The sequence below is a fragment of the Micromonospora sp. CPCC 205558 genome (genome assembly GCF_036902955.1).
In the GTDB taxonomy this organism is placed as follows: Bacteria; Actinomycetota; Actinomycetes; order Mycobacteriales; family Micromonosporaceae; genus Micromonospora.
This window is the reverse complement of the sequence record NZ_JBAKHR010000021.1, coordinates 46,401-66,407: the sequence shown is the minus strand read 5'-3', so window position 1 is coordinate 66,407 and position 20,007 is coordinate 46,401. Positions and strand designations below refer to the sequence as shown.

Here is a 20,007-nt window from a genome sequence, read left to right as displayed (position 1 = left end):
GTCACGGCGTGCGCACCGGCACGCCGATTGTCGGTCGGGAGGTGTGGTGGAGGTCGCCGACCCACGCAACTCGCTTCCTGCGGGACGGGTCGCACCCTTCGCCGCCTTCGTCGCCGGCATCCTGGCGGTCGCCGCGCTGACCGCGGCCGTTCCACTCGCGACGCTCCCCGACGACCTGTCCCGGCTGCCGGTGGCGTTCTGGACGATGGCCGCGCTGGCCGTGGTCTGCGACGCGCGCCCGTTCGTTCCACCGGGGCGCCGCCAGACGTCGGCGGTGTTCCCGTCCACCTGCTTCACCTTCGCGATCCTGCTCGGCTGGGGCCTCGGCCCGGCGGTGGTGGTGCAGGCGGTGGGGGTGGTCGTCTCGGGCTGGCGGATGCGGCACGCCGCGTGGCGCACGGCGTTCAACGTCGGCCAGTACGCGTGCGCTCTCGCCGCCGCGTACGCGGTGATCCAGCTCGGGTCCGGCACCATCTTCTCCGGCGGGCGGTTGCACTGGACCGACGTGGCGGCGGTCGGCGGCGCCACGCTGGCCTGGTTCGTCGTCAACTACGGGTTGGTCAGCTGGGCGGTGCGGCTGCGGTTCGGAGATCGCTGGTGGCCCACCGTCCGCCAGGGCCTCGGCTTCGAGTTGCTCTCCACCGGCTCACTGCTGCTGCTCGCCCCGGTGCTGGTCGCCGCGGCGCGGGTCAGCGCCGCGCTGATCCCGCTGGTGCTGGTGCCGCTCTTCGCCGTCTACCGGATGGCGCGGCTGACCAACGAGCAGCAGCACCTCGCCGCCGCCGACCCGCTGACCGGGCTGCCCAACCGCAAGGCCCTGCTGGCCGAGGTGGCGGAGCAGGTTCACCTGCATGCCGAGCGGACCGCCCGCGGTGAACCCGACGGGCAGTTGGCGCTGCTGCTGATCGACCTGGACCGCTTCAAGAACGTCAACGACGCCCTCGGGCACGCAGTGGGCGACCGGCTGCTGGTCGAGGTCAGCGCTCGGCTCACCGACGTGCAGCCCCGACCACAGATGATCGCCCGGCTCGGCGGTGACGAGTTCGCCATCGTGATGACCGGGCTGACCGACGTCGCTCAGGCGCGGGAGTTGGCCGACCGGGTGGTCCAGGCGCTGGCCGAGCCGGTGCCGCTCGACGGGCTGCCGTTGGACGTGGGCGGGTCGATCGGGATCGCCCTCTTCCCCGAGCACGGCGAGGACTTCGCCACCCTGATGCGCCACGCCGACGTGGCGATGTACGACGCCAAGCACCGCAACGACACGGTGGCCGTGTACGCCCCGGAGTCCGACCACAACTCCGCCGAGCGACTCGGCCTCCTCGCCGACCTGCGCCGCGTACTGGAGGTCGGCCCATCGACCGAGGCGCCCTTCGACGCCGAGCGGGCGGTCGACGTACCCCTTGTGGCAACGGCGGAGGTGCGCGGCGGTGACGGGGCGGCGCTGCCCAGCGCAGCGCCGGGCCTGCCCGCGCCGGCGGCGGAGTCGGCGCCGGCGATCGCCACGCCAGCGCCGGGAGCTGCTCGGTGGTGGGCACGCCGTCGGCGCACCGACGCCGGGCTGGTGCACTCCGATGAGCTGATCAACCGGATCGCCACCGGAGCCGACCCGATCCGGGGCCGCAACGTTCGTGCCACGGTCGACGGCGCCCGTTCCGGCTCGGCTCGGGAGCGGCGTGTCGGGGGCGGGAACGGCCGCCGGTCCCCGAACGGGAGCGCGGTGGGCAAGGGTCGTGCCGGGGCGCGACGGGACGTCGGGCCGGGTACGCCTGGTCAGCCACTCGAACCGACCGGGTGGGTGCATGCGGACGATGAACCGGGGGACGACGCCGGGGAAATCACCATGTACTACCAGCCGCAGATCGCCATCGCCACCGGCGAGGTGGTCGGTGTCGAGGCACTGCTGCGGTGGCGGCATCCCCGGCGGGGCATGGTCGACCCGGAGGAACTCATCCGGGTCGCCGAGCAGAGCGCCGTGATGCGACTGCTCACCCGTCGTGTCGTCGACGACGTGGTGGAGCAGCTCGCCAAGTGGTCGGCGGCCGGCGTCGGCCTGCGCGCGGCCCTGAACGTCAGCGTGCGCGACCTGCACACCGGCGAGATCGCCGATCAGATCGCCGACCGGCTGGCCCGCTACGGGGTGCCGGCCGAACGGCTGCAGGTCGAGATCACCGAGGGCGCGTTGATGGCCGACCCGCGCCGGGTGCTGGCCACCATCTCCCAGCTGCACCGGATCGGGGTGGCCATCTCGCTGGACGACTTCGGCACCGGCTACTCCTCGCTTCAGCACCTGCGCCGTCTGCCGCTGTCCGAGGTGAAGGTCGACCGGTCGTTCGTCCTCGGCATGGCCGACGACGCCGACGACGCGGCGATCGTTCGGTCGATGATCGAGCTGGCCGGCGCGTTGGGGCTGCGGGTGGTCGCCGAGGGTGTCGAGGACGAGCGGACCTGGCGGATGCTGCACGCCGCCGGCTGCGATGCCGCTCAGGGCTGGTTCTATGCCCGGCCGATGCCGGCCGAGGAGCTGGTCACCTGGCTGGCCCGGTACCGGCCGGTCCGCCCGACCGGCGGGCACCCGCAGCCCGACGTCGCGCGCCGCCCCACCCACTGACCCGGCGCGAGGGGCGGGTGGAGGGGGAGTCGGGGACGCGGCACCGGAGCGGAACAATAGACTCGCTCCGGTCACCGCGTGTCACGCTCCACCTGTCGCGCGGCCGGCACACCGCCCGACCAGCAGGAATTCAGAAGGGGGCACGGATGGCCGCCATCTCCCGCGAGGAGGTCGCGCACCTGGCGCGCCTGTCGCGGCTCGCCGTCACCGAGGAGGAGCTGGACATGTTCGCCGGCCAGCTCGACGTGATCCTCCAGGCGGTCGCCCAGGTCGGCGAGGTCGCCGCCGCGGACATCCCGCCGACCTCACACTCGGTGCCGCTGACCAACATCTTCCGCGAGGACGTCGTCACGCCGTGTCTGACCCCGGAGGAAGCGCTGTCCGGTGCGCCCGACGCCGAGGACCAGCGGTTCCGCGTTCCGCGGATCCTGACCGAGGATGTGGCCTCATGAGCGATCTCACCGGAATGACCGCGACGGAGATTGCGAGCCTGGTCGCTGGGGGCGAGACCTCCGCCGTCGAGGTGACCCAGGCGCACCTGGACCGGATCGCCGCGGTCGACGATCGGGTGCACGCCTTCCTGCACGTCGACACCGAGGGCGCGCTCGCCGCGGCCCGCGCGGTGGACGAGCGCCGGGCCGCCGGCGAGGAGCTGGGCCCGCTCGCGGGTGTGCCGGTCGCGGTCAAGGACGTGCTCGCCACCCGGGGCGTGCCGACCACCGTGGGGTCGAAGATCCTGGAGGGCTGGCGCCCGCCGTACGACGCGACGATCGTGCAGCGGCTGCGCGAGGCCGGCACGGTGATGCTCGGCAAGACCAACATGGATGAGTTCGCGATGGGTTCCTCCACCGAGTACTCGGCGTACGGTCCGACGTTCAACCCGTGGGACCTGACCCGGATCCCGGGTGGTTCGGGTGGTGGCAGCGCAGCCGCGTTGGCCGCGTACGAGGCGCCGCTGGCGATCGGCTCGGACACCGGCGGCTCGATCCGCCAGCCCGGCGCGGTCACCGGCACGGTTGGCGCGAAGCCCACCTACGGCGGCACCTCCCGTTACGGGCTGGTCGCGTTCTCCTCGTCGCTCGACACTCCCGGCCCGTGTGCCCGCAACGTGCTCGACGCGGCTCTGCTGCACCAGGTGATCGGTGGGCACGACCCGCGTGACTCCACCTCGATCCCGCAGCCGATGCCGGACGTGGTGGCGGCGGCGAAGCTCGGCGCGACCGGCGACCTGACCGGTGTGCGGCTGGGCATCGTGAGCGAGTTCGTCGGCGAGGGCGCAGAGCCGGGCGTGATGGCCGCGTTCCGTGAGTCGGTGGACGCGTTGACCAAGATGGGCGCCGAGATCGTGGAGATCTCCTGCCCGACGTTCGCGTACGCGTTGCCGGCGTACTACCTGATCGCCCCGAGCGAGTGCTCCTCCAACCTGGCGCGGTTCGATGGTGTCCGGTTCGGCCTGCGGGTCGGCGACGACGGCAACCGGTCGCTGGAGGAGGTCATGTCGCTGACCCGGGAGGCCGGCTTCGGCCCGGAGGTCAAGCGGCGCATCATGATCGGCACGTACGCGCTGTCGTCGGGTTACTACGACGCGTACTACGGGCAGGCGCAGAAGGTCCGGACGCTGATCACCCGGGACTTCACCGCCGCGTTCGAGCGGGTCGACGCGCTGATCTCGCCGACCACCCCGTCGGTGGCGTTCCCGATGGGCGCGCGGACCGCCGACCCGTACCAGATGTACCTGGCCGACCTGTACACGATTCCGACCAACCTGTACGGCGGGCCGGGCATCTCGGTGCCCTGCGGGCTCTCCGAGGGGTTGCCGGTGGGTCTGCAGGTGATGGCCCCGACGATGGCCGACGACCGGATGTACCGGGTCGCCGCCGCGTTGGAGTCGGCCGTCGGCACGTTCACGCCACCGGCGCTCTGACCCACCGGTACGGGGGCGGGTCGCCCGCCTTCGTACCGGACGTCGTCACGCGCCCGGTGCGGTCACCACGACCGCGCCGGGCGCGGCTGTCGTCGTGGCCACACGACGATCTCCGATCAGTGGATGGTCCGTGTTCAGTGGCACTGGTCGAATAAGCTCCGAGTCTGTTGGATCGACGAACTCTGGTCCGCTGGCGGCCGCGAGCGGCTCCGATCAAGACCTGGATGTGCGATGGGGACGCTTCGCCCGGTCATGGCCCTGACGATGGTTGTCGCGATGCTGCTGGGAGCCGCGCAACCAGCCACCGCCGCCGACACCGTCACCATCACCTCGGGCAAGCCCCGGTCGGTCATGTACCTCGGGCAGGTGTACGCGATCCACACCGTGGAGGCCAGCGGCGGCACCGGGCCGTACGCGCTGTCGGTGGTGTCGGGTGGCCTGCCGCCGGGCATGCTGGTGGTGGGCACGTCGCTCGGGGGTGCGCCGACCACGCCGGGCACCTTCACCTTCAGGCTGCGGATGACCGATAAGAACAAGCTCTTCGACGAGCAGACGGCGACGATCGAGGTACGCCAACAGAAGGTTTCCATCACCTCGCGCAAGCCCCGGTCGCCCATGTACCTCGGGCAGGTGTACGCGATCCACACCGTGGAGGCCAGCGGCGGCACCGGGCCGTACGCGCTGTCGGTGGTGTCGGGTGGCCTGCCGCCGGGCATGCTGGTGGTGGGGACGTCGCTCGGGGGTGCGCCGACCACGCCGGGCACCTACACGTTCACGCTGCGGATGACCGACAAGAACAAGCTCTTCGACGAGCAGGCCGCCACCGTAGTCGTCGCCACGGCCGCTGCCACGTTCACCTCCGGCGACCCGCCCGCCGGCACTGTGGGGCGGTCCTACACCTTCCGGTTCACCGCCGACGGCGATTCGGACATCACGTTCGCCCTGGCCGGCGGGGCCCTGCCGAAAGGCCTCGCCCTCGACAAGGAGGGTCGACTCAGCGGCACTCCCGGCAGCGTCGGCACGTTCACCTTCACCGTCCAGGCGAAGGGTCGCAGCACCAGCGCCACGAGGGAGGTGTCGCTGATCGTCGCCGCTCGGGCCCCGAGCACCTCCACGGCGACCCCGAGCACCCCCACGGCGACCCCGGCCGACCCGACGGCGTCGAGCGCTGCCACACCGTCGGAGAGCAGCCCTGCGGCGTCCGGGCCGACGCCCACGCCGTCGAAGGCGAAGGGCGGGTGGCTGCCGGCCACCGGCCCAGGCTCGCCCCTCGTGCTGCTGCTGATAGGCGTCCTGGCGTTCTGCGTCGGTGGCATTCTGTTCGTGCTGGCCTACAAACGTCGGCGCTTCACCACGCCCGAGTGACGCCCGGCACCCGAGTGACGCCCGGCCGCTCCCGGCGGGCGGAGCGGTAGGACCAGACCCGCGTGTTGATCTCGAAGCCCGGCAGCGGGGTGGCCGGGCCAGCCGATTAGGCTGGAACGGTTCTGTCCGGATCGCGCCTGGAGCGTCTCATGACCACGACACTGCCCGCGTACGACGAGGTCGTTGCGCGCTTCGAACCGGTGATCGGCCTGGAGACCCACGTCGAGCTGGGCACGAACACCAAGATGTTCTGTGGCTGCCCGACCGATTTCGGTGGTGAGCCGAACACCCGGGTCTGCCCGGTGTGTCTGGGCCTGCCCGGCTCGCTGCCGGTGGCCAACAAGGCGGCCATCGAGGCGATCATCCGGATCGGCCTCGCCTTGAACTGTTCGATCGCCGAGTGGTGCCGGTTCGCCCGGAAGAACTACTTCTACCCGGACATGCCGAAGAACTTCCAGATCAGCCAGTACGACGAGCCGATCTGCGTCGACGGTTACCTGGACGTCGAGGTCGACGGCGAGACGGTGCGGATCGAGATCGAGCGGGTGCACCTCGAGGAGGACACCGGCAAGACGCTGCACGTCGGCGGGTCCACCGGCCGCATCCACGGCGCGACGGAGTCGCTTGTCGACTACAACCGGGCCGGCATCCCGCTGGTGGAGATCGTCACCAAGCCGATCACGGGCACCGGCGCGCGCGCCCCCGAGGTCGCCAAGGCGTACGTCGCCGAGCTCCGCGACGTGATCCGCACCCTCGGCGTCTCCGACGTGCGGATGGAGGAGGGTTCGCTGCGCTGCGACGTGAACACCTCGCTCAACCTGCCGGGCGCGGAGTGGGGCACCCGTACCGAGACCAAGAACGTCAACTCGCTGCGGTCGGTGGAGCGGGCGGTCCGCTCGGAGATGCTGCGGCAGGCGTCGGTGCTCGACGCGGGCGGCCGGATCACCCAGGAGACGCGGCACTTCCACGAGGACACCGGTGACACCACCCCGGGTCGCTCGAAGGAGACGGCGACCGACTACCGGTACTTCCCCGAGCCGGATCTGGTGCCGATCGCCCCGGACCCGGCCTGGGTGGCCGAGCTGAAGGCCGCCCTGCCGGAGCTGCCCCGGGTGCACCGGCGTCGACTCCAGGAGCAGTGGGGCCTCTCCGACCTGGACATGCAGTCGGTGTTGAACGCTGGCGCGGTCGAGCTGATCGAGGCCACCGTCGCCGCCGGCACCACCCCGGCCGCGGCCCGCAAGTGGTGGCTGGGTGAGCTGTCCCGTCGGGCCAACGAGAGCGGTGTGGAGCTGGCCGAGATCGGTGCCACCCCCGCCCAGGTCGCCGAGCTTCAGGGGCTGGTCGACGCCGGCAAGCTCAACGACAAGATGGCCCGTACGGTCTTGGAGGGTGTGGTCGACGGTGAGGGTTCGCCCACCGAGATCATGACCAGCCGGGGCCTGGAGGTCGTGTCGGACACGGGCGCGCTCACCGCCGCCGTGGACGAGGCGATCGCCGCTAACCCCGGCATCGCCGACAAGATCCGCAGTGGCAAGGTCGCGGCGGTCGGCGCGCTGGTCGGCGCGGTCATGAAGACCACCCGGGGCCAGGCCGACGCGAAGACCCTGCGTGAGTTGATCCTGGAGCGCCTCGGCGTCCAGGGCTGAGGCCCACCGGAGCAGGCCGCCGCCGCGACCCGGCGGCGGCCTTCCGCACCCCTTCGACCACGCGGCCACCCCGCACCCCTCGCGAGGGCGTCAACGGCGACGCCTGGATGGAGCCACCGTGACCGAGCACGACCTCGATGTTCTCGACGAGATCCAGCGGCGGGTGCTCTGGCTCGCCACCCGGATCGTGGACGCCGCCAACCATGACCGGGCCACCGGCGACGGTGTGAAGGTCGGCGGCCACCAGGCGTCCAGCGCTTCCCTCGTCACGGCGATGACCGCGCTGTGGTTCGCGCACCTGGACGCCGAGGACCGGGTCGCCGTCAAGCCGCACGCGTCCCCGGTGTTCCACGCCATCCAGTACCTGCTCGGCAACCTGGACCGCTCGTACCTGCCCCGGCTGCGGGCCCGGGGTGGCCTCCAGTCGTACCCGTCGCGCACCAAGGACCCGGACGAGGTGGACTTCTCCACCGGGTCGGTGGGGCTCGGCGCGGCGGCGCCGCTGTTCGCCGCAGCCACCCGGCGGTACGTCGACGCGCACTTCGGGGCCCGCCCGCACTCCCGGTTCGTGGCGCTGATCGGCGACGCCGAGTTGGACGAGGGCAACATCTGGGAGGCGGTCGCCGACCCGGCCACCACCGGCCTGGGCAACGTCATGTGGCTCGTCGACTTCAACAGGCAGTCGCTGGACCGGGTGGTGCCCGGCATCCGCATCAACCAGTGGCGGGGGCAGTTCGAGGCGGCCGGCTGGCACGTCGTCGAGGTCAAGTACGGCCGCCGGCTCGCCGAGGCGTACGCCCGCCCGGGTGGGGAGGCGTTGCGTGACTGGATCGACGCGATGCCCAACGAGCAGTACCAGTCGCTGTTCGGGCTGGCCGGGCCGGCGCTGCGCAAGCAGTTCCTGGACGGCGCTCCGACCGGCATCGCCGAGCTGATCGCCGACGTCTCCGACGAGGAGCTCGGCCCGCTCGTCACCGACCTGGGCGGGCACGACCTTCAGGCGATGCTCGACGCGTACGCCCAGTGCGACGCGGTCACCGACCGGCCCAGCGTCGTCTTCGCGTACACGGTGAAGGGTTGGGGCCTGCCCATCGCCGGCAATCCGCGCAACCACTCGGCGCTGCTCAGCACCGAGCAGGTCGACACGCTGCGGGCCGCGCAGGGGTTGACCGCCGAGACCGAGTGGGACCGCCTCGACCCGGCCTCACCGGCCGGGATCCAGGCCGGCGCCCGCCGGGAGGCGCTGTCCCGCGCGCCCCGCGAGCGCGCGCTGGGGGTCACCGTTCCGGAGAGCACGGGAGTACGCGCAACCAAGCCGATCTCCACGCAGGAGGTCTTCGGTCGGGTGCTGGTGGACCTGGCCCGGGACCGGGAGGTGGGCCGCTACCTGGTGACCACCGCCCCGGACGTGGCCACCTCCACCAACCTGGCCGGTTTCATCAACAAGACCGGGGTGTTCGCCCCCACCGAGCAGCGGTCCTGGACCGAGGACCGGATGCTGCGCTGGACCGAGAGCCCCGCCGGGCAGCACATCGAGCTGGGCATCTCGGAGATGAACCTGTTCCTGCTGCTCGGCCAGCTCGGGCTCTCCTGGGACCTGTCCGGGCAGCCGCTGCTGCCGGTGGGCACGGTCTACGACCCGTTCGTGCTGCGGGGCCTCGACGCGTTCCTCTACGGCACCTACTCCGGCTCCCGGTTCGTGGTGGCCGGCACCCCGTCCGGCATCACCCTCGCCCCCGAGGGCGGCGCCCACCAGTCCACGATCACCGCGTCGGTCGGCCTGGAACTGCCCGGCGTGACCTTCGTCGAGCCGGCCTACGCGGCCACCCTCGACTGGCTGCTCTGCGACGCGCTCGGGCAGATCGCCGGCGGGTCGGCACCGGCCGCGACCGCCGCACCCGCCGAGGACGGCGCGTACTACTTCCGGTTGAGCACCCGACCGCTGGACCAGGCGCCGTTCGAGGCGGCCCGGACCCGGCTCGGCGACGCGGTGCTGCGCCGGCAGGTCGTCGCCGGGGCGTACCGGCTGGTCGACGCGCACCAGGCGTACCCGCACCTGGTCGACGCCCCGGTGGTGCAACTGGCCGCGTCCGGCGCGGTGCTGCCCGAGGTGCTGGCCGCCGCCGCGGAGCTGGCCGACGAGGGGATCGCCGCGCACGTGGTCGACGTGACCTCGCTGGACCGGCTGTACCGGGCCTGGCAGCGCACCCTGCGTCAGGGCGTGCGGACGGCCACGGTGCCCAGCGTGCCGGGCGCGCTGCGCTCCGCGTTCGCCGATCGGGTGCCGGTGGTGACCGTGCACGACGCAGCGTCACACGCGATGGCCTGGCTCGGGTCGGCGGTCGGCGCGCCGGCGGTGCCGCTCGGCGTGGACGAGTTCGGCCAGTCCGGGAGCGTCGCCGAGCTGTACGAACTGCACGACCTGCTGCCCGGCAGCATCGTCAACGCCGCGTTGGCCGCCATCGCCCTGCGCTGAGGCGTCCGCGCCCGCCGGTCCGCTGGCGGGCGTCCGGTCAGCCGGTCGGCGTGGGCGTGGGTGTGGCGGGCACACCGCCGCTCGGCGTGGGCGTGGGCGTGGCGGAGACACCGGCGGTCGGGTTCTCCACCAGGCGTCGTTCCAGGTTGACCTGGGCCTGCCCGGTGCCGCCGACGGTGATCGTGTCGTACGCCTGGAGCATCTTCTGCTGGTCGAAGTAGAGCACGCTCATCGACAGCGGGGTGGGCTTCTCGCCCTCCAGGCCGCGCAGCCCGGCGCCGCCGGTGGACCCCTCCACCATTAGCGTGGTGGGCTGCTGCCCGGGTGTCTCCGGCAGCTTGGAGACCTGCCGGGCGTGGGTGTGCCCGGCCAGCACCAGCGGGCAGGTGCCGGCGAGTGGCCCGGCCGACGCCGGGTCGTGCACCAGGGCGATGTTGACCGGTCGCGGTGAGCTGCGGATCGTGGCGGCGAGCTGATCGCCGGCCCCGATCACCTGGTCGGCCACCTGCTGGGTCAGCCCGCTGCCGGCGGGGGAGGTGTTCTTGTCCGGGGTGAAGCGCGGGTCGCCGATGCCGGCGATGGTCAGCCCGGCGACCGTGGTGGTGGTGTTGTTCAGCACGATCGCGTTCGGCTGCCGGGCCACCGCGGCGGCGGTCTTGCCGGAGTCGTGGTTGCCCCGGATGAAGACGTACGGCTTCTTCAGCAGGCCGATCGAGGCGACGAAGGAGGCTTCCGGCTCGCTGCCCCAGTCGGTGATGTCCCCGGTGTCGATCACCACGTCGATGCCGAACTGCTCCACGACCGTCCGAATGAGCTGCCAGCCGGTCGGGTTGAGGTGCATGTCGGAGACGTGCAGCACCCGCGTGGTGCCGGGGGTCGGCTCCAACAGCGGAAGCGCCGAGACGGTGGTGTAGAGCTGGCTGACGTTGCCGACCAGGCGCTGCAACTGCTCGGCGTACTTGGTGTAGTCGTTGGCGATCCGGCGGGCGTCACCGACGATGGCCGGCGCGTTGACCAGCAGCCCCTCGTAGCGTGGCTCCTCGATGGCCTGCGGCCGAAGGGTCGCCGCCGCCGTGCCGAGGCTGCCGGCGGTTACCAGCAGCGCCAGCCCACCCGCCCAGGCGGTGCGCCGAACGTTGCGAAAGATCAGCCCGGCCAGGACCAGCGTGACCAGCACCGACGCGCCGAGGGTACGCAGGCCGAGGCGCATCACCCCGGAACGGACGTCCTCGACGGCGCTCTGGCTGGCCCGGCTGATGCTGGCCGGGTCGTCGATCAGCGCCTCGGTGCGCCCCTGGTCGAGCGCACCCAACCGGACGGTGAGGTGGGTCGGCCCGTCATGGCTGTCGAGCAGCAGCGCGCCGAGCGGCGGGATGTCGACGGTGGTGCCGCCGTCCCGGGCGGGGGAGATGCTGAGGTTGGCCCGGAACGGGCCGATGTCGGTGCTCACCTGGCCACCGGCCAGCACCCCGAGCACCGCCCCGGCCAGGGCCACGGCGAGGACGGCGACGATCAGGCTGAGGCGGCGCAGCGGGCCGGCGGCAGCGCCCCACCAACCCGTCGGGCGCGGCTGATCGTCGCCGGTCACCGGGTCGTCCCGGTCATCGGCGTCGTCGTGCCTGTCGTCGTGTTGCCCGTCCATGCTGAAAGTCTGACCTGCCCGTCGGAAGATCTTGATAAACCTGAACGGATGGTGCGAAATCAGCTGCGCCCGCCGTCACCACCGGCGAAGACGACCCGCAGCAGCCGGTCGTCGTCGCCGGCCGGGTCGCCCCGCCCGTCGTGGTTGGAGGTGCTCACCCAGAGCGACCCGTCCGGTGCCGCGGCCACCGCGCGCAGCCGACCGTAGCGGTTGGTGAGCAGCTCACCGGGTTGACCGAGCAGCGTGCCGGTGTCGGTCAGCTCCATCACCCAGAGGCGCTTGCCGCGCAGGCAGCCGGTGACCAGCAGCCTCTCCGTGGCGGCCAGACCGGAGCAGGACGCGTCCGAGGTCGCCCACTGCACGATCGGGTCGGTGAACCGCTTGTCGCCGGCCTGACCCTCGACCTCCGGCCAGCCGTAGTTGCCGCCCTTGGTGATCTGGTTGATCTCGTCCCAGGTGTTCTGGCCGAACTCGACGGCGTACATCCGCTTCGCGGCGTCCCAGGCGAAACCCTGCACGTTGCGGTGCCCCATCGACCAGACCGGGGAGTTGGGGTACGGGTTGCCGGCGGCAGGCTTCCCCTCTGGCGTGATCCGGAGGATCTTGCCGCCGAGGCTCTTCACATCCTGCGAGAGGGGACGCTGACCGGCGTCGCCCGTGCTGACGTAGAGCTGCTTGTCCGGGCCGAAGCCCAGACCACCGCCGTTGTGCACATTGGCCTTGGGGATGCCGGTGAGGATCGGGGTGACCGCCCCGCCGAGTTGCAGCCGGGCGACCCGGTTGTCCTTCTCGGCGGTGTAGTAGACGAACACCGTCCGGTCCCGCGCGTAGTCGGGGGAGACGGCGATGCCGAGCAGGCCACCCTCGCCCGCCGCCGCCACGTCGGCGATGGTCTGCACCGGTCGGACCCGCAGCCCGTCCGGCCCGGACTCGGGCCCGACCTGCAGGATCCGGCCGTTGTCCCGTTCGGTGACCAGTGCGCCGCCGTCCGGCAGGAAGGAGATGGCCCACGGCACCCGCAGACCCTTGGCGAGCACGGTCGCCACCGCCTGCTGGCCGGCGCCGCCGGGGCTCGCCGGCCCGGACGGGGTCGGCAGGTTGGGCGGTTCGCCGGCCGGGTCGGGCTCCGGCTCACCGAAACTGCAACCGGCTGTGAACAGCAGCGCCGCGCAGGACGCCGCGAGGGCCACCCGGAGGCGGCGGATGCGAGGGTACGGGGGACGGGCGCTCACCCGGCCCAGGGTAGCCCGCCGGGCGGCCCGGCCGGGCCCGTCGAGATCCAACGGGTGCCAATGGACCCGCCCGATGGCCCCGGTGGCCCGGTCACCGTGCCCGTACGGCCAGCAGCGCGGTGTCGTCCTCGCGGTGCCGGATCGAGGCGAGCAGCAGGTCGCACAGCTCGTCGAGGGGCAGCGTGTGGGTGCCGGCCAGCCGGCCCATCAGCTCGGCCAACCCGTCGTCGATGGAGCGGTCCCGCCGTTCGATCAGCCCGTCGGTGTAGAGCAGCAGGGTGTCACCGGTGGCCAGGGTGGTCGACTGGCTGCTCCGCCGTGACGGGCGGGCCAGGCCGAGCAGCGGCTCCGGCGTCGCCGCCAGGACCTCGACAGCCCCGCCGACGCGGACCACCAGGGCCGGCGGGTGCCCGGCGTTGGACCAGGTCACCTCGTGCGCACCGGCGCGCTGCGGACAGATCCGGACCAGCGTCGCGGTGGCGGCGATCGGCAGTCGCAGGCCACGCATGGCGTCATCCAGGTCGCTCAGCAGTGACCCGACCGCGTCCGGCCGGCCGAAGGCATTGCCCCGCACCAGGTTGCGCAGCTGGCCCATGCTCGCCGCAGCTTCGATGTCGTGCCCCGCCACGTCCCCGATCGCCGCGATCAGGTCTCCGTCGGGCTGCACGAAGGCGTCGTACCAGTCACCGCCCACCTCCACCCGGTCGGCCGCCGGCTGGTACCGGGCCGCCAACTCCAGCTCCGTCACCACCGGCAGCCGGGGCAGCATGCTGTGTTGGAGCACCTCGGCGACGTGCCGCTGCTCGCCGTACATCGAGCTGTTGCCGACGGCCTGGCCGGCCCGGCGGCCGATGTCGACGGCGGTGAGCAGGTCCCGGTCGTCGAACTGCTGGCGTTGGCCGCCATTGACGAGGGTGATCGCCCCCAGCACCGTGCCGCCGACGCCCCGCACGGGCACGCTCAGGTAGGAGGCGATGCCCAGCCGGGCCGCGATCGCCGCCATCTCCGGATTGGTGGTGCCCCGCTCCACGTCGGCCAGGGACGCCACGCTGCCGAGCCGGGGCTGGCCGGTCCGCAGCACCGCTCGGATGATCGAATCAGGGCTCAGCCCGGTGCGTAGCAGCTCACCGAAGCGGCCGACGTCCGCCGCGCGGGCCGGGTCCCGGTGCACCGAGACCACCTCGCGCGGCAGGCCGGTCGGCCCGATCAGGGTGAGCAGGCACCAGTCGGCCAGCAACGGCACCATGGTGGCGGCGAGCCGGCGCAGCGCGGTGCCCACGTCCAGGGTGTCGGCAAGCGTCTCGCTCACCCCGGCCAGCAGCTCCAACCGTTCGTGCGCCTGCACGACCCGCCGCCGTGCCTCCTGCGCGCCGTCGAGGGCGATCCGCAGTCGCAGCTCCGACGAGCAGGCGGCGGCCAGGTCGGCCAGGGTCCGCAGCTGTTCGGCCGTCCAGGCGCGGGGCTTGCTGTCGATGGCGCAGAGCGAGCCGAGCACCCGGCCGGAGAGGTCGGTCAGCGGCATCCCGGCGTACGCGACCACGCCGAGGTCGTCGATTGCCAGATTGTCCCGGACGCGGGGGTAGAGCCGGGCGTCCGGCAGCACCATCGGCGCCTCGATGTCCACCACGTGCTGACAGAACGAGTGACTCAATGGGGTCTGCCGGCGCTCCGACCAGGGCTCCGGCAGACCGACCGCGCCCGGGAAGAACTGCCGGTCGGCGGAGACCAGCGAGACAAGCGCGACCGGCACGTCCAACAGATCGCTGACCAGCCGCGCGAACCGGTCGAACGCCTCGTCCGGAGCGGCGTCCAGCCCGGTGTCGGCGAGCGCGCGCAACCGCGCCGGGTCGTCGAGCACCGAGGGTGGCGCAATCGGGCGCCGGGCGGGGGTGGGGGAGCCGTCGATCATCGTGCACCTGTCTGCCGGGCGGAGGTGGACCGGCCCTCCGACAGCTCCATATACCTCGCGCGGGGCTGGGCCGAACATCGCTGTGCTGAGTCTCGCTCGCCGCAGCCGCGTCCGCCACCGGCCGGGACGCCGGTTCGCCGCCGTGCCCACACCGTCCGCGCCGTCAGGGACTATCGTCGGCGGACGTGAAGGTATGGATTCCGCACCAGGCCGGCCTGAACCTCCTGGGCGAGCTGCCCCCGGACGTGACAGTGGAGGTCTTCGAGCACACCGACCGGATGCCGTCCGAGGCGGCCGACGTCCGCTTCTGGGTGCCGCCGTTCCTCGGTGGCTCGGACGCGACGGCGGTGCTGGCTGAGCTGCCCGACGTGGCGGTGGTGCAGTTGCTCTCGGCCGGGGCGGACGCCTGGGCCGGCCGGACCCCGCCGGCCGTCACGCTCTGCGACGCCCGGGGTGTGCACGACCCCTCCACCGCCGAGTGGGTCGTCACCGCGATCCTCGCCCAGCTGCGGGCGTTCCCGGCGTTCGTCCGTGCCCAGGCCGAGCGGCGTTGGGCGTACGCGGAGCACACCCCGACCGACGAGCTGACCGGCAAGCGGGTGCTCATCATCGGCGCCGGCTCGATCGGCACCGCGGTGCGCGACCGGCTCGCCCCGTTCGACGTGAGCTTCACCCTGGTCGCCAGGACGGCCCGGCCGGAGCAGGGGGTGCATGCCGTCGAGGAGTTGCCCCGGCTGCTGCCCGACGCGGACGTGGTGGTGGTGCTGGTGCCGCTCACCGACCAGACCCGCGGCCTGATCGACAAGGCGTTCCTGGCCGCGATGGCGGACGGGGCGCTGTTGGTCAACGCCGCCCGGGGGCCGGTGGCGCACACCGAGGCGCTCGTCGCCGAGCTGGGCACCGGTCGGATCTCGGCGGCGCTGGACGTCACCGACCCGGAGCCGCTGCCCGCCGACTCCCCGCTCTGGACCATGCCGAACGTGCTGCTCACCCCGCACGTGGCCGGGTCGGTGCGGGGGTTGCTGCCGCGGGCCTACCGACTGGTGGGCGATCAGGTGCGCCGGTTCGCCGCCGGGCAACCGCTGATCAACAGGGTGGTCGACGGCTACTGACCGGGCGCGTCCACCGGAGCGTCAGGCAGTCGCTGGCCGGTTGCCGCGACCAGCCGAGGCAGATCCTCCCCACGGACGGCCGGCAGGGTGACCTGCTGGCCGTCGTCGAGCCGGGCGACCGCGCGCCCACGCTGGTCGGTGCTCAGCTCCAGGACCTGCTCCCAGCCGATCCGGCGTTGCCCGACCAACGCCCGAAGGCGCAGCCCTCGCGCGTCGGCCTCGGTGCCGGCCCGCCAGGCCCACACCGCGACGGCGAGCGGGACGAGCAGCACCGGCAGCAGGTAGCCCCGGGCGTTGGCCAGCGGCAGGGCGCCGACGGAGGCGATGATCGCGGCCACCAGGATGGCTTGGTTGTGTCGGAAACGGACCGTGTCGGGCTTACTCACCCTCCGATGATCCCACTTCCGATCGTTTCGACTCGCGGCGGGCGGTGTCAGCGGCCCGGGGTACACCGTACAGTGACACGGGTCGTTGTTTTCCCTGAGTAACCGGCAAGTAACCAGTTCGGCCGTCCATCGTTGTCAATCGTGGGTAGCGGATTCGCAACGTCCGCTGCCCAGCACCGCCGCACCGCCCCCGTGCCCCCTCACGAAGGCGCCCGCCGTGCTCCTCGCGTACCCGTTCCGTGTCCTGGTCCCCCGACGTGCGGCACCGGAGGCCGCCACGTGCGCAGCGGTGGCGCTGCTCCTCCTCGCCGGTGCCGCCGACCTGGTCCCGACCTCGGTGGTGATCGCGCTGGCCGCCGGCGCCGGCGCCACGCTCGCCGGGCTGCGACTCTCCCGGCTGGCCACCCGGCGCGGCACCGACCCGACACCACGTGCGGCGGGCGTGTTGCTCGACGCGGCGGTGGTGGCGGCCGGTCTCACCGCCGTCGTGCTGCCGCTGGCAGACATCGGGCACTCCCGCGCCGTGCTGATCGGGTCGCTGGTCGTGGCGGCCCTCTCGACGAGCGGTCTGTACCTGCTTCCCGGCCGCTCGCGGCCGGCGACCTCGGTCTGGTTGCGCGGGCTGGTCGAGTCGACCGGCCCGGCCGTTGGTCTGGCCCTCGCCGGTTGGCTGCTGCTGCCCCCCGACGGCCTGCTGGCCCCGGTTCGGCTGGCCTACGCTCTGACGCTCGGCGGGTTGGGCATGGCCGCGTTGAACGCGTTCGCGGGGCCGCGGCGACGCTCGGGCGCGGCGGTCTGCCGGGGTGGCGTCCTGCTCACAGTGGGCGGGCTGGTGCTGCTGGCCGCGTTGCCGTCCGCACCGCCCGGGCGGGCAGCTCTGCTGGCCGTACCCCCGTTGGTGTTCGGGATGTTGCTCGTCGCGGTCGGCGCCGCCGCTGCGGCGGACGACGTGGAGCCGGCGGAGCCGGTCGCGGCGGCCTGGCCCCGGGCGGTGCTCCCCGCGGTGGTGCTGCTGCTGGCGTCAGGTCTGCACCTGGGCGGCGGCCGCGCACCGGACCGGACGAGCGTGCTGTTGGCGTTGGCGGCGGTGCCGCCCCTGGTGCTGCGTGAGCTGCTGCGCCCGGGTGACGCGCCCACGTCCGTGCGGCGGGCCGCCCATCGCCGACCGGCCGGTCGGTCGCTGCGGCACCGCCGTGCGGGCCCGGCACGCTGGCCGGGCACACCGGAGCCGCCCGAGCGTGGCCCCGCCGCCGCGGAAGGCGCGGCCCCGGCGACCGGCGCCGACTCGACCTGGTCGCCTGAGCACAGCCCGGCGTGGTCGGGGCTCGACCGCCGGCCCGTTCCGGCGGCGGGCGGCGACCGCGCCGCCCTGCTGGACGCCCTGGCCGCGATCGGCGACGTTCCGGTGCCGGCCGGCGCGCTGCTCCTGGTCGACCTGCACGGCGTCGACGCGGCCAGCCCGACGGCCCGGGAGGACGTGCTGGCCGAGGCGGTGCACCGGGTCCGCGCGGTCATCGCCCCCGACGATCTGGTCACCGGGTGCGTGGGTACCGGTTTCGCGGTGATCACCGCCGCCGGCCCGGTGCTGGCGTACGCGCTGGGCACCCGACTGTTGAGCGCGCTCAGTCCGCCCTACCGGCTGGCCGGCGCGATGCTGCGCGTGCAGACGAGCATCGGCCTGGCCGAGGTGAGCGGTGCCGGGCCGGCCGACGTGCTCCGGCAGGCTGAGCTGGCCCGCCGTCGGGCCGTGCAGTTGGGCCGGGACCGGGTGGAGTGGTACGACGCGTTCCTGGAGGAACAGCTGGTGCGCCGGCTCGACCTGGAGCGCGAGCTGCCCGGCGCGGTGGCGCGCGGCGAACTGGATCTCGTCTACCAGCCGGTGGTCGACCTGGCCGACGGGCAGCCGGTGGGTGCGGAGGCGCTGCTGCGGTGGCGCAGCCCGGTGCTCGGCACGGTGCTGCCGGCCGAGTTGCTGCCGGTCGCCGAGGATCTGGACCTGGTCGGTGAGTTGGAGTGGTGGGTGCTGGATCGGGCCTGCCGGCAGTTGGCCGACTGGTCGGTGGGTGCCCGGGAGCTGTGGATGGCGGTCAACGTCACGACCCGGGAGCTGACCACTCCCGACTTCGTCCAGCGGCTCGCGGCCGTGCTGGCCGCGTACGGGGTGCCGCCGGAGCGGCTGGTGGTGGAGGTGAGCGAGCCGAGGGTGGCTGGTGACCTGCCGACCGTGGTGGCTCGGTTGGCCGGGCTCCGGTCGCTGGGTCTGCGCACGGCGTTGGACGATTTCCGGGCCGAGCACGCCTCCCTGGCGCAGCTTCGCCGACTGCCGATCGACCTGCTCAAGGTGGGCCCGGAGTTGGTTGGCGCACGGCCGGACGGGCAGCCACCGCTGATCGACGTGGTGGTCAACGTGGGCGAGCGGCTGGGCGTCGAGATCGTCGCCGAGGAGCTGGAGTCGTCGACCCAGGTCGAGGGGGCGCGTCGGGGTGGTTGCCGGTACGGGCAGGGGTTCGCGTTGGCCCGTCCCGCCACGGCCGAGCGGGTCGAGGCGTACTTCGAGGAGTTTCCGTCAGCGTCTCGCTGAACCGGTTCATCTCCCTCGGGGTGGTGCGGTGCTGCCGCGCGGGGTGAGGTGGGGCGTCTCGTCCTGCACCCGGCCGGCCGGCTGCCCGGCGACGACGGCGAGCAGTTGCCGGGCGGCGTGCGCGCCGTACGCCGCGATGTCCCGGCCCAGCGCGGTCAGCGGCGGATGCACCAGGCGGCACAGCGGTGAGTCGTCCCAGGCCACGATGGACAGATCGCCGGGCACGGTCAGGCCCATCTCCTGGGCGACGGAGAGCCCGGCGATGGCCATCACGTCGTTGTCGTAGATGACAGCGGTGGGCCGTTGGGCCGAGCTGAGCAACCGGCGGGTGGCCCGGCCGCCCTCCTCGCCGGTGTAGTCGGACCACACGGTGACCGCGTCGACCAGGTCGAGCCGCTGGCAGACCGCCGTGAAGGCGTCGGTGCGGATCTCGGTGTGCCGCAGGTCGGGCAGGCCGGCGACCCGGGCGATCCGTCGGTGCCCGAGCGCGGCCAGGTACTCCACCGTCTCGGTCAGCGCGGCGGCGTCGTCGGACCAGACACTCGCCAGGTCACCGGTGCCGCCCGGGCCGCCGATCACCACCGCCGGCAGTTGCAGTTGTTCGAGTGCGGGGATGCGACGGTCGTCGGTGCGCAGGTCGCAGACGAGCACCCCGTCCACCCGTCGTTCGCCCCACCAGCGCCGGTAGACCGCGATCTCGGCGTCGTGGTCGGCGACCACCTGCAGGGTCAGTGCGTACGAGCGGGCGGAGAGTTCGGCTTCGACGCCACTGATCAACGCCATGAAGAACGGCTCGACGCCGAGTGTCCGGGCCGGTCGGCACAGGGCCAGGCCGATCGCTCCGGCGGTGGCGGCGGAGAGGGCGCGGGCCGCGCTGCTCCGACTGAACCCGATCTCTGTGGCGACGGCCAGGATGCGCTGCCGGGTGGCCTCAGAGACGCCGGGCTGTCCGTTCAACGCGTACGACACCGCGCCCTTGGACACCCCGGCGCGTTGGGCGACGTCGGCGATTGTCGGCCGCTTCACCGGCGTGCTCCTTCGGTCTCTGGCCGTTGACAGTCCGGAGTCCGAACCGTACCGTGGCTCAGCTTATCCGGTTCAGTCAGCGTCTTTCGATGCAGAA

The 20,007-nt window shown here is 72.9% G+C and carries 13 protein-coding genes; 8 read left to right on the top strand and 5 right to left on the bottom strand.

Translation table 11 applies throughout. The features are described 5' to 3' along the window. Positions 1-46: 46 nt before the first annotated feature. The 6 genes from V6U86_RS22975 to V6U86_RS22950 all read left to right on the top strand — a co-directional run bounded on the left by V6U86_RS22975 (position 47) and on the right by V6U86_RS22950 (position 10,022). Positions 47-2,608, top strand: a complete 2,562-nt coding sequence (locus V6U86_RS22975) for a putative bifunctional diguanylate cyclase/phosphodiesterase (RefSeq protein ID WP_334506292.1) — start codon at positions 47-49, stop codon at positions 2,606-2,608. 146 nt (positions 2,609-2,754) lie between these two features. Then, positions 2,755-3,060, top strand: a complete 306-nt coding sequence (gatC, locus tag V6U86_RS22970; protein ID WP_334506290.1) for an Asp-tRNA(Asn)/Glu-tRNA(Gln) amidotransferase subunit GatC — start codon at positions 2,755-2,757, stop codon at positions 3,058-3,060. After that, positions 3,057-4,532, top strand: coding sequence for an Asp-tRNA(Asn)/Glu-tRNA(Gln) amidotransferase subunit GatA (gene gatA / locus V6U86_RS22965; protein WP_334506288.1), 1,476 nt, complete (start codon positions 3,057-3,059; stop codon positions 4,530-4,532). The genes gatC and gatA overlap by 4 nt, the downstream gene beginning before the upstream one ends. A 231-nt stretch (positions 4,533-4,763) precedes the next feature. Further along, entirely contained in the window at positions 4,764-5,897 is a 1,134-nt protein-coding gene (locus V6U86_RS22960; RefSeq protein WP_334506286.1) for an Ig domain-containing protein, read from the top strand. 149 nt (positions 5,898-6,046) lie between these two features. After that, positions 6,047-7,546, top strand: a complete 1,500-nt coding sequence (gene gatB / locus V6U86_RS22955) for an Asp-tRNA(Asn)/Glu-tRNA(Gln) amidotransferase subunit GatB (RefSeq protein ID WP_334506284.1) — start codon at positions 6,047-6,049, stop codon at positions 7,544-7,546. A gap of 118 nt (positions 7,547-7,664) precedes the next feature. Then, positions 7,665-10,022 carry a transketolase-like TK C-terminal-containing protein gene (locus tag V6U86_RS22950; protein ID WP_334506281.1) on the top strand — a complete coding sequence of 786 codons (2,358 nt, stop codon included), beginning with the start codon at positions 7,665-7,667 and terminating at the stop codon, positions 10,020-10,022. A gap of 37 nt (positions 10,023-10,059) precedes the next feature. Here the strand turns inward: V6U86_RS22950 and V6U86_RS22945 are convergent, their stop codons facing one another. The 3 genes from V6U86_RS22945 to V6U86_RS22935 form a co-directional block, all read right to left on the bottom strand. Then, on the bottom strand, positions 10,060-11,664 hold the full coding sequence (locus V6U86_RS22945) for a metallophosphoesterase (protein WP_334506278.1): 1,605 nt from the start codon (positions 11,662-11,664) through the stop codon (positions 10,060-10,062). Between the two features lie 59 nt (positions 11,665-11,723). Continuing rightward, on the bottom strand, positions 11,724-12,896 hold the full coding sequence (locus tag V6U86_RS22940; RefSeq protein ID WP_334506276.1) for a PQQ-dependent sugar dehydrogenase: 1,173 nt from the start codon (positions 12,894-12,896) through the stop codon (positions 11,724-11,726). 91 nt (positions 12,897-12,987) lie between these two features. Continuing rightward, positions 12,988-14,805 (bottom strand): SpoIIE family protein phosphatase, encoded by a 1,818-nt coding sequence (locus V6U86_RS22935; protein ID WP_334506274.1) that lies wholly within the window; start codon positions 14,803-14,805, stop codon positions 12,988-12,990. Positions 14,806-14,990: 185 nt separating this feature from the next. On the opposite strand from V6U86_RS22935, the gene V6U86_RS22930 reads away from it, so the two are divergent. Further along, positions 14,991-15,917, top strand: a complete 927-nt coding sequence (locus V6U86_RS22930; protein ID WP_334506272.1) for a 2-hydroxyacid dehydrogenase — start codon at positions 14,991-14,993, stop codon at positions 15,915-15,917. Here the strand turns inward: V6U86_RS22930 and V6U86_RS22925 are convergent. After that, complete coding sequence (locus V6U86_RS22925) at positions 15,911-16,303, bottom strand: PH domain-containing protein (protein ID WP_334506270.1); 393 nt, start codon at positions 16,301-16,303, stop codon at positions 15,911-15,913. The genes V6U86_RS22930 and V6U86_RS22925 overlap by 7 nt on opposite strands. 217 nt (positions 16,304-16,520) lie before the next feature. Between V6U86_RS22925 and V6U86_RS22920 the strand changes: the two genes are divergently transcribed. Next, positions 16,521-18,884: a GGDEF domain-containing phosphodiesterase gene (locus V6U86_RS22920; RefSeq protein WP_334506268.1), complete on the top strand. Its 2,364-nt coding sequence runs from the start codon at positions 16,521-16,523 to the stop codon at positions 18,882-18,884. 6 nt (positions 18,885-18,890) lie between these two features. On the opposite strand, the gene V6U86_RS22915 is transcribed toward V6U86_RS22920, so the two are convergent. Then, on the bottom strand, positions 18,891-19,910 hold the full coding sequence (locus V6U86_RS22915; RefSeq protein WP_334506266.1) for a LacI family DNA-binding transcriptional regulator: 1,020 nt from the start codon (positions 19,908-19,910) through the stop codon (positions 18,891-18,893). Between the last annotated feature and the right edge of the window lie 97 nt (positions 19,911-20,007).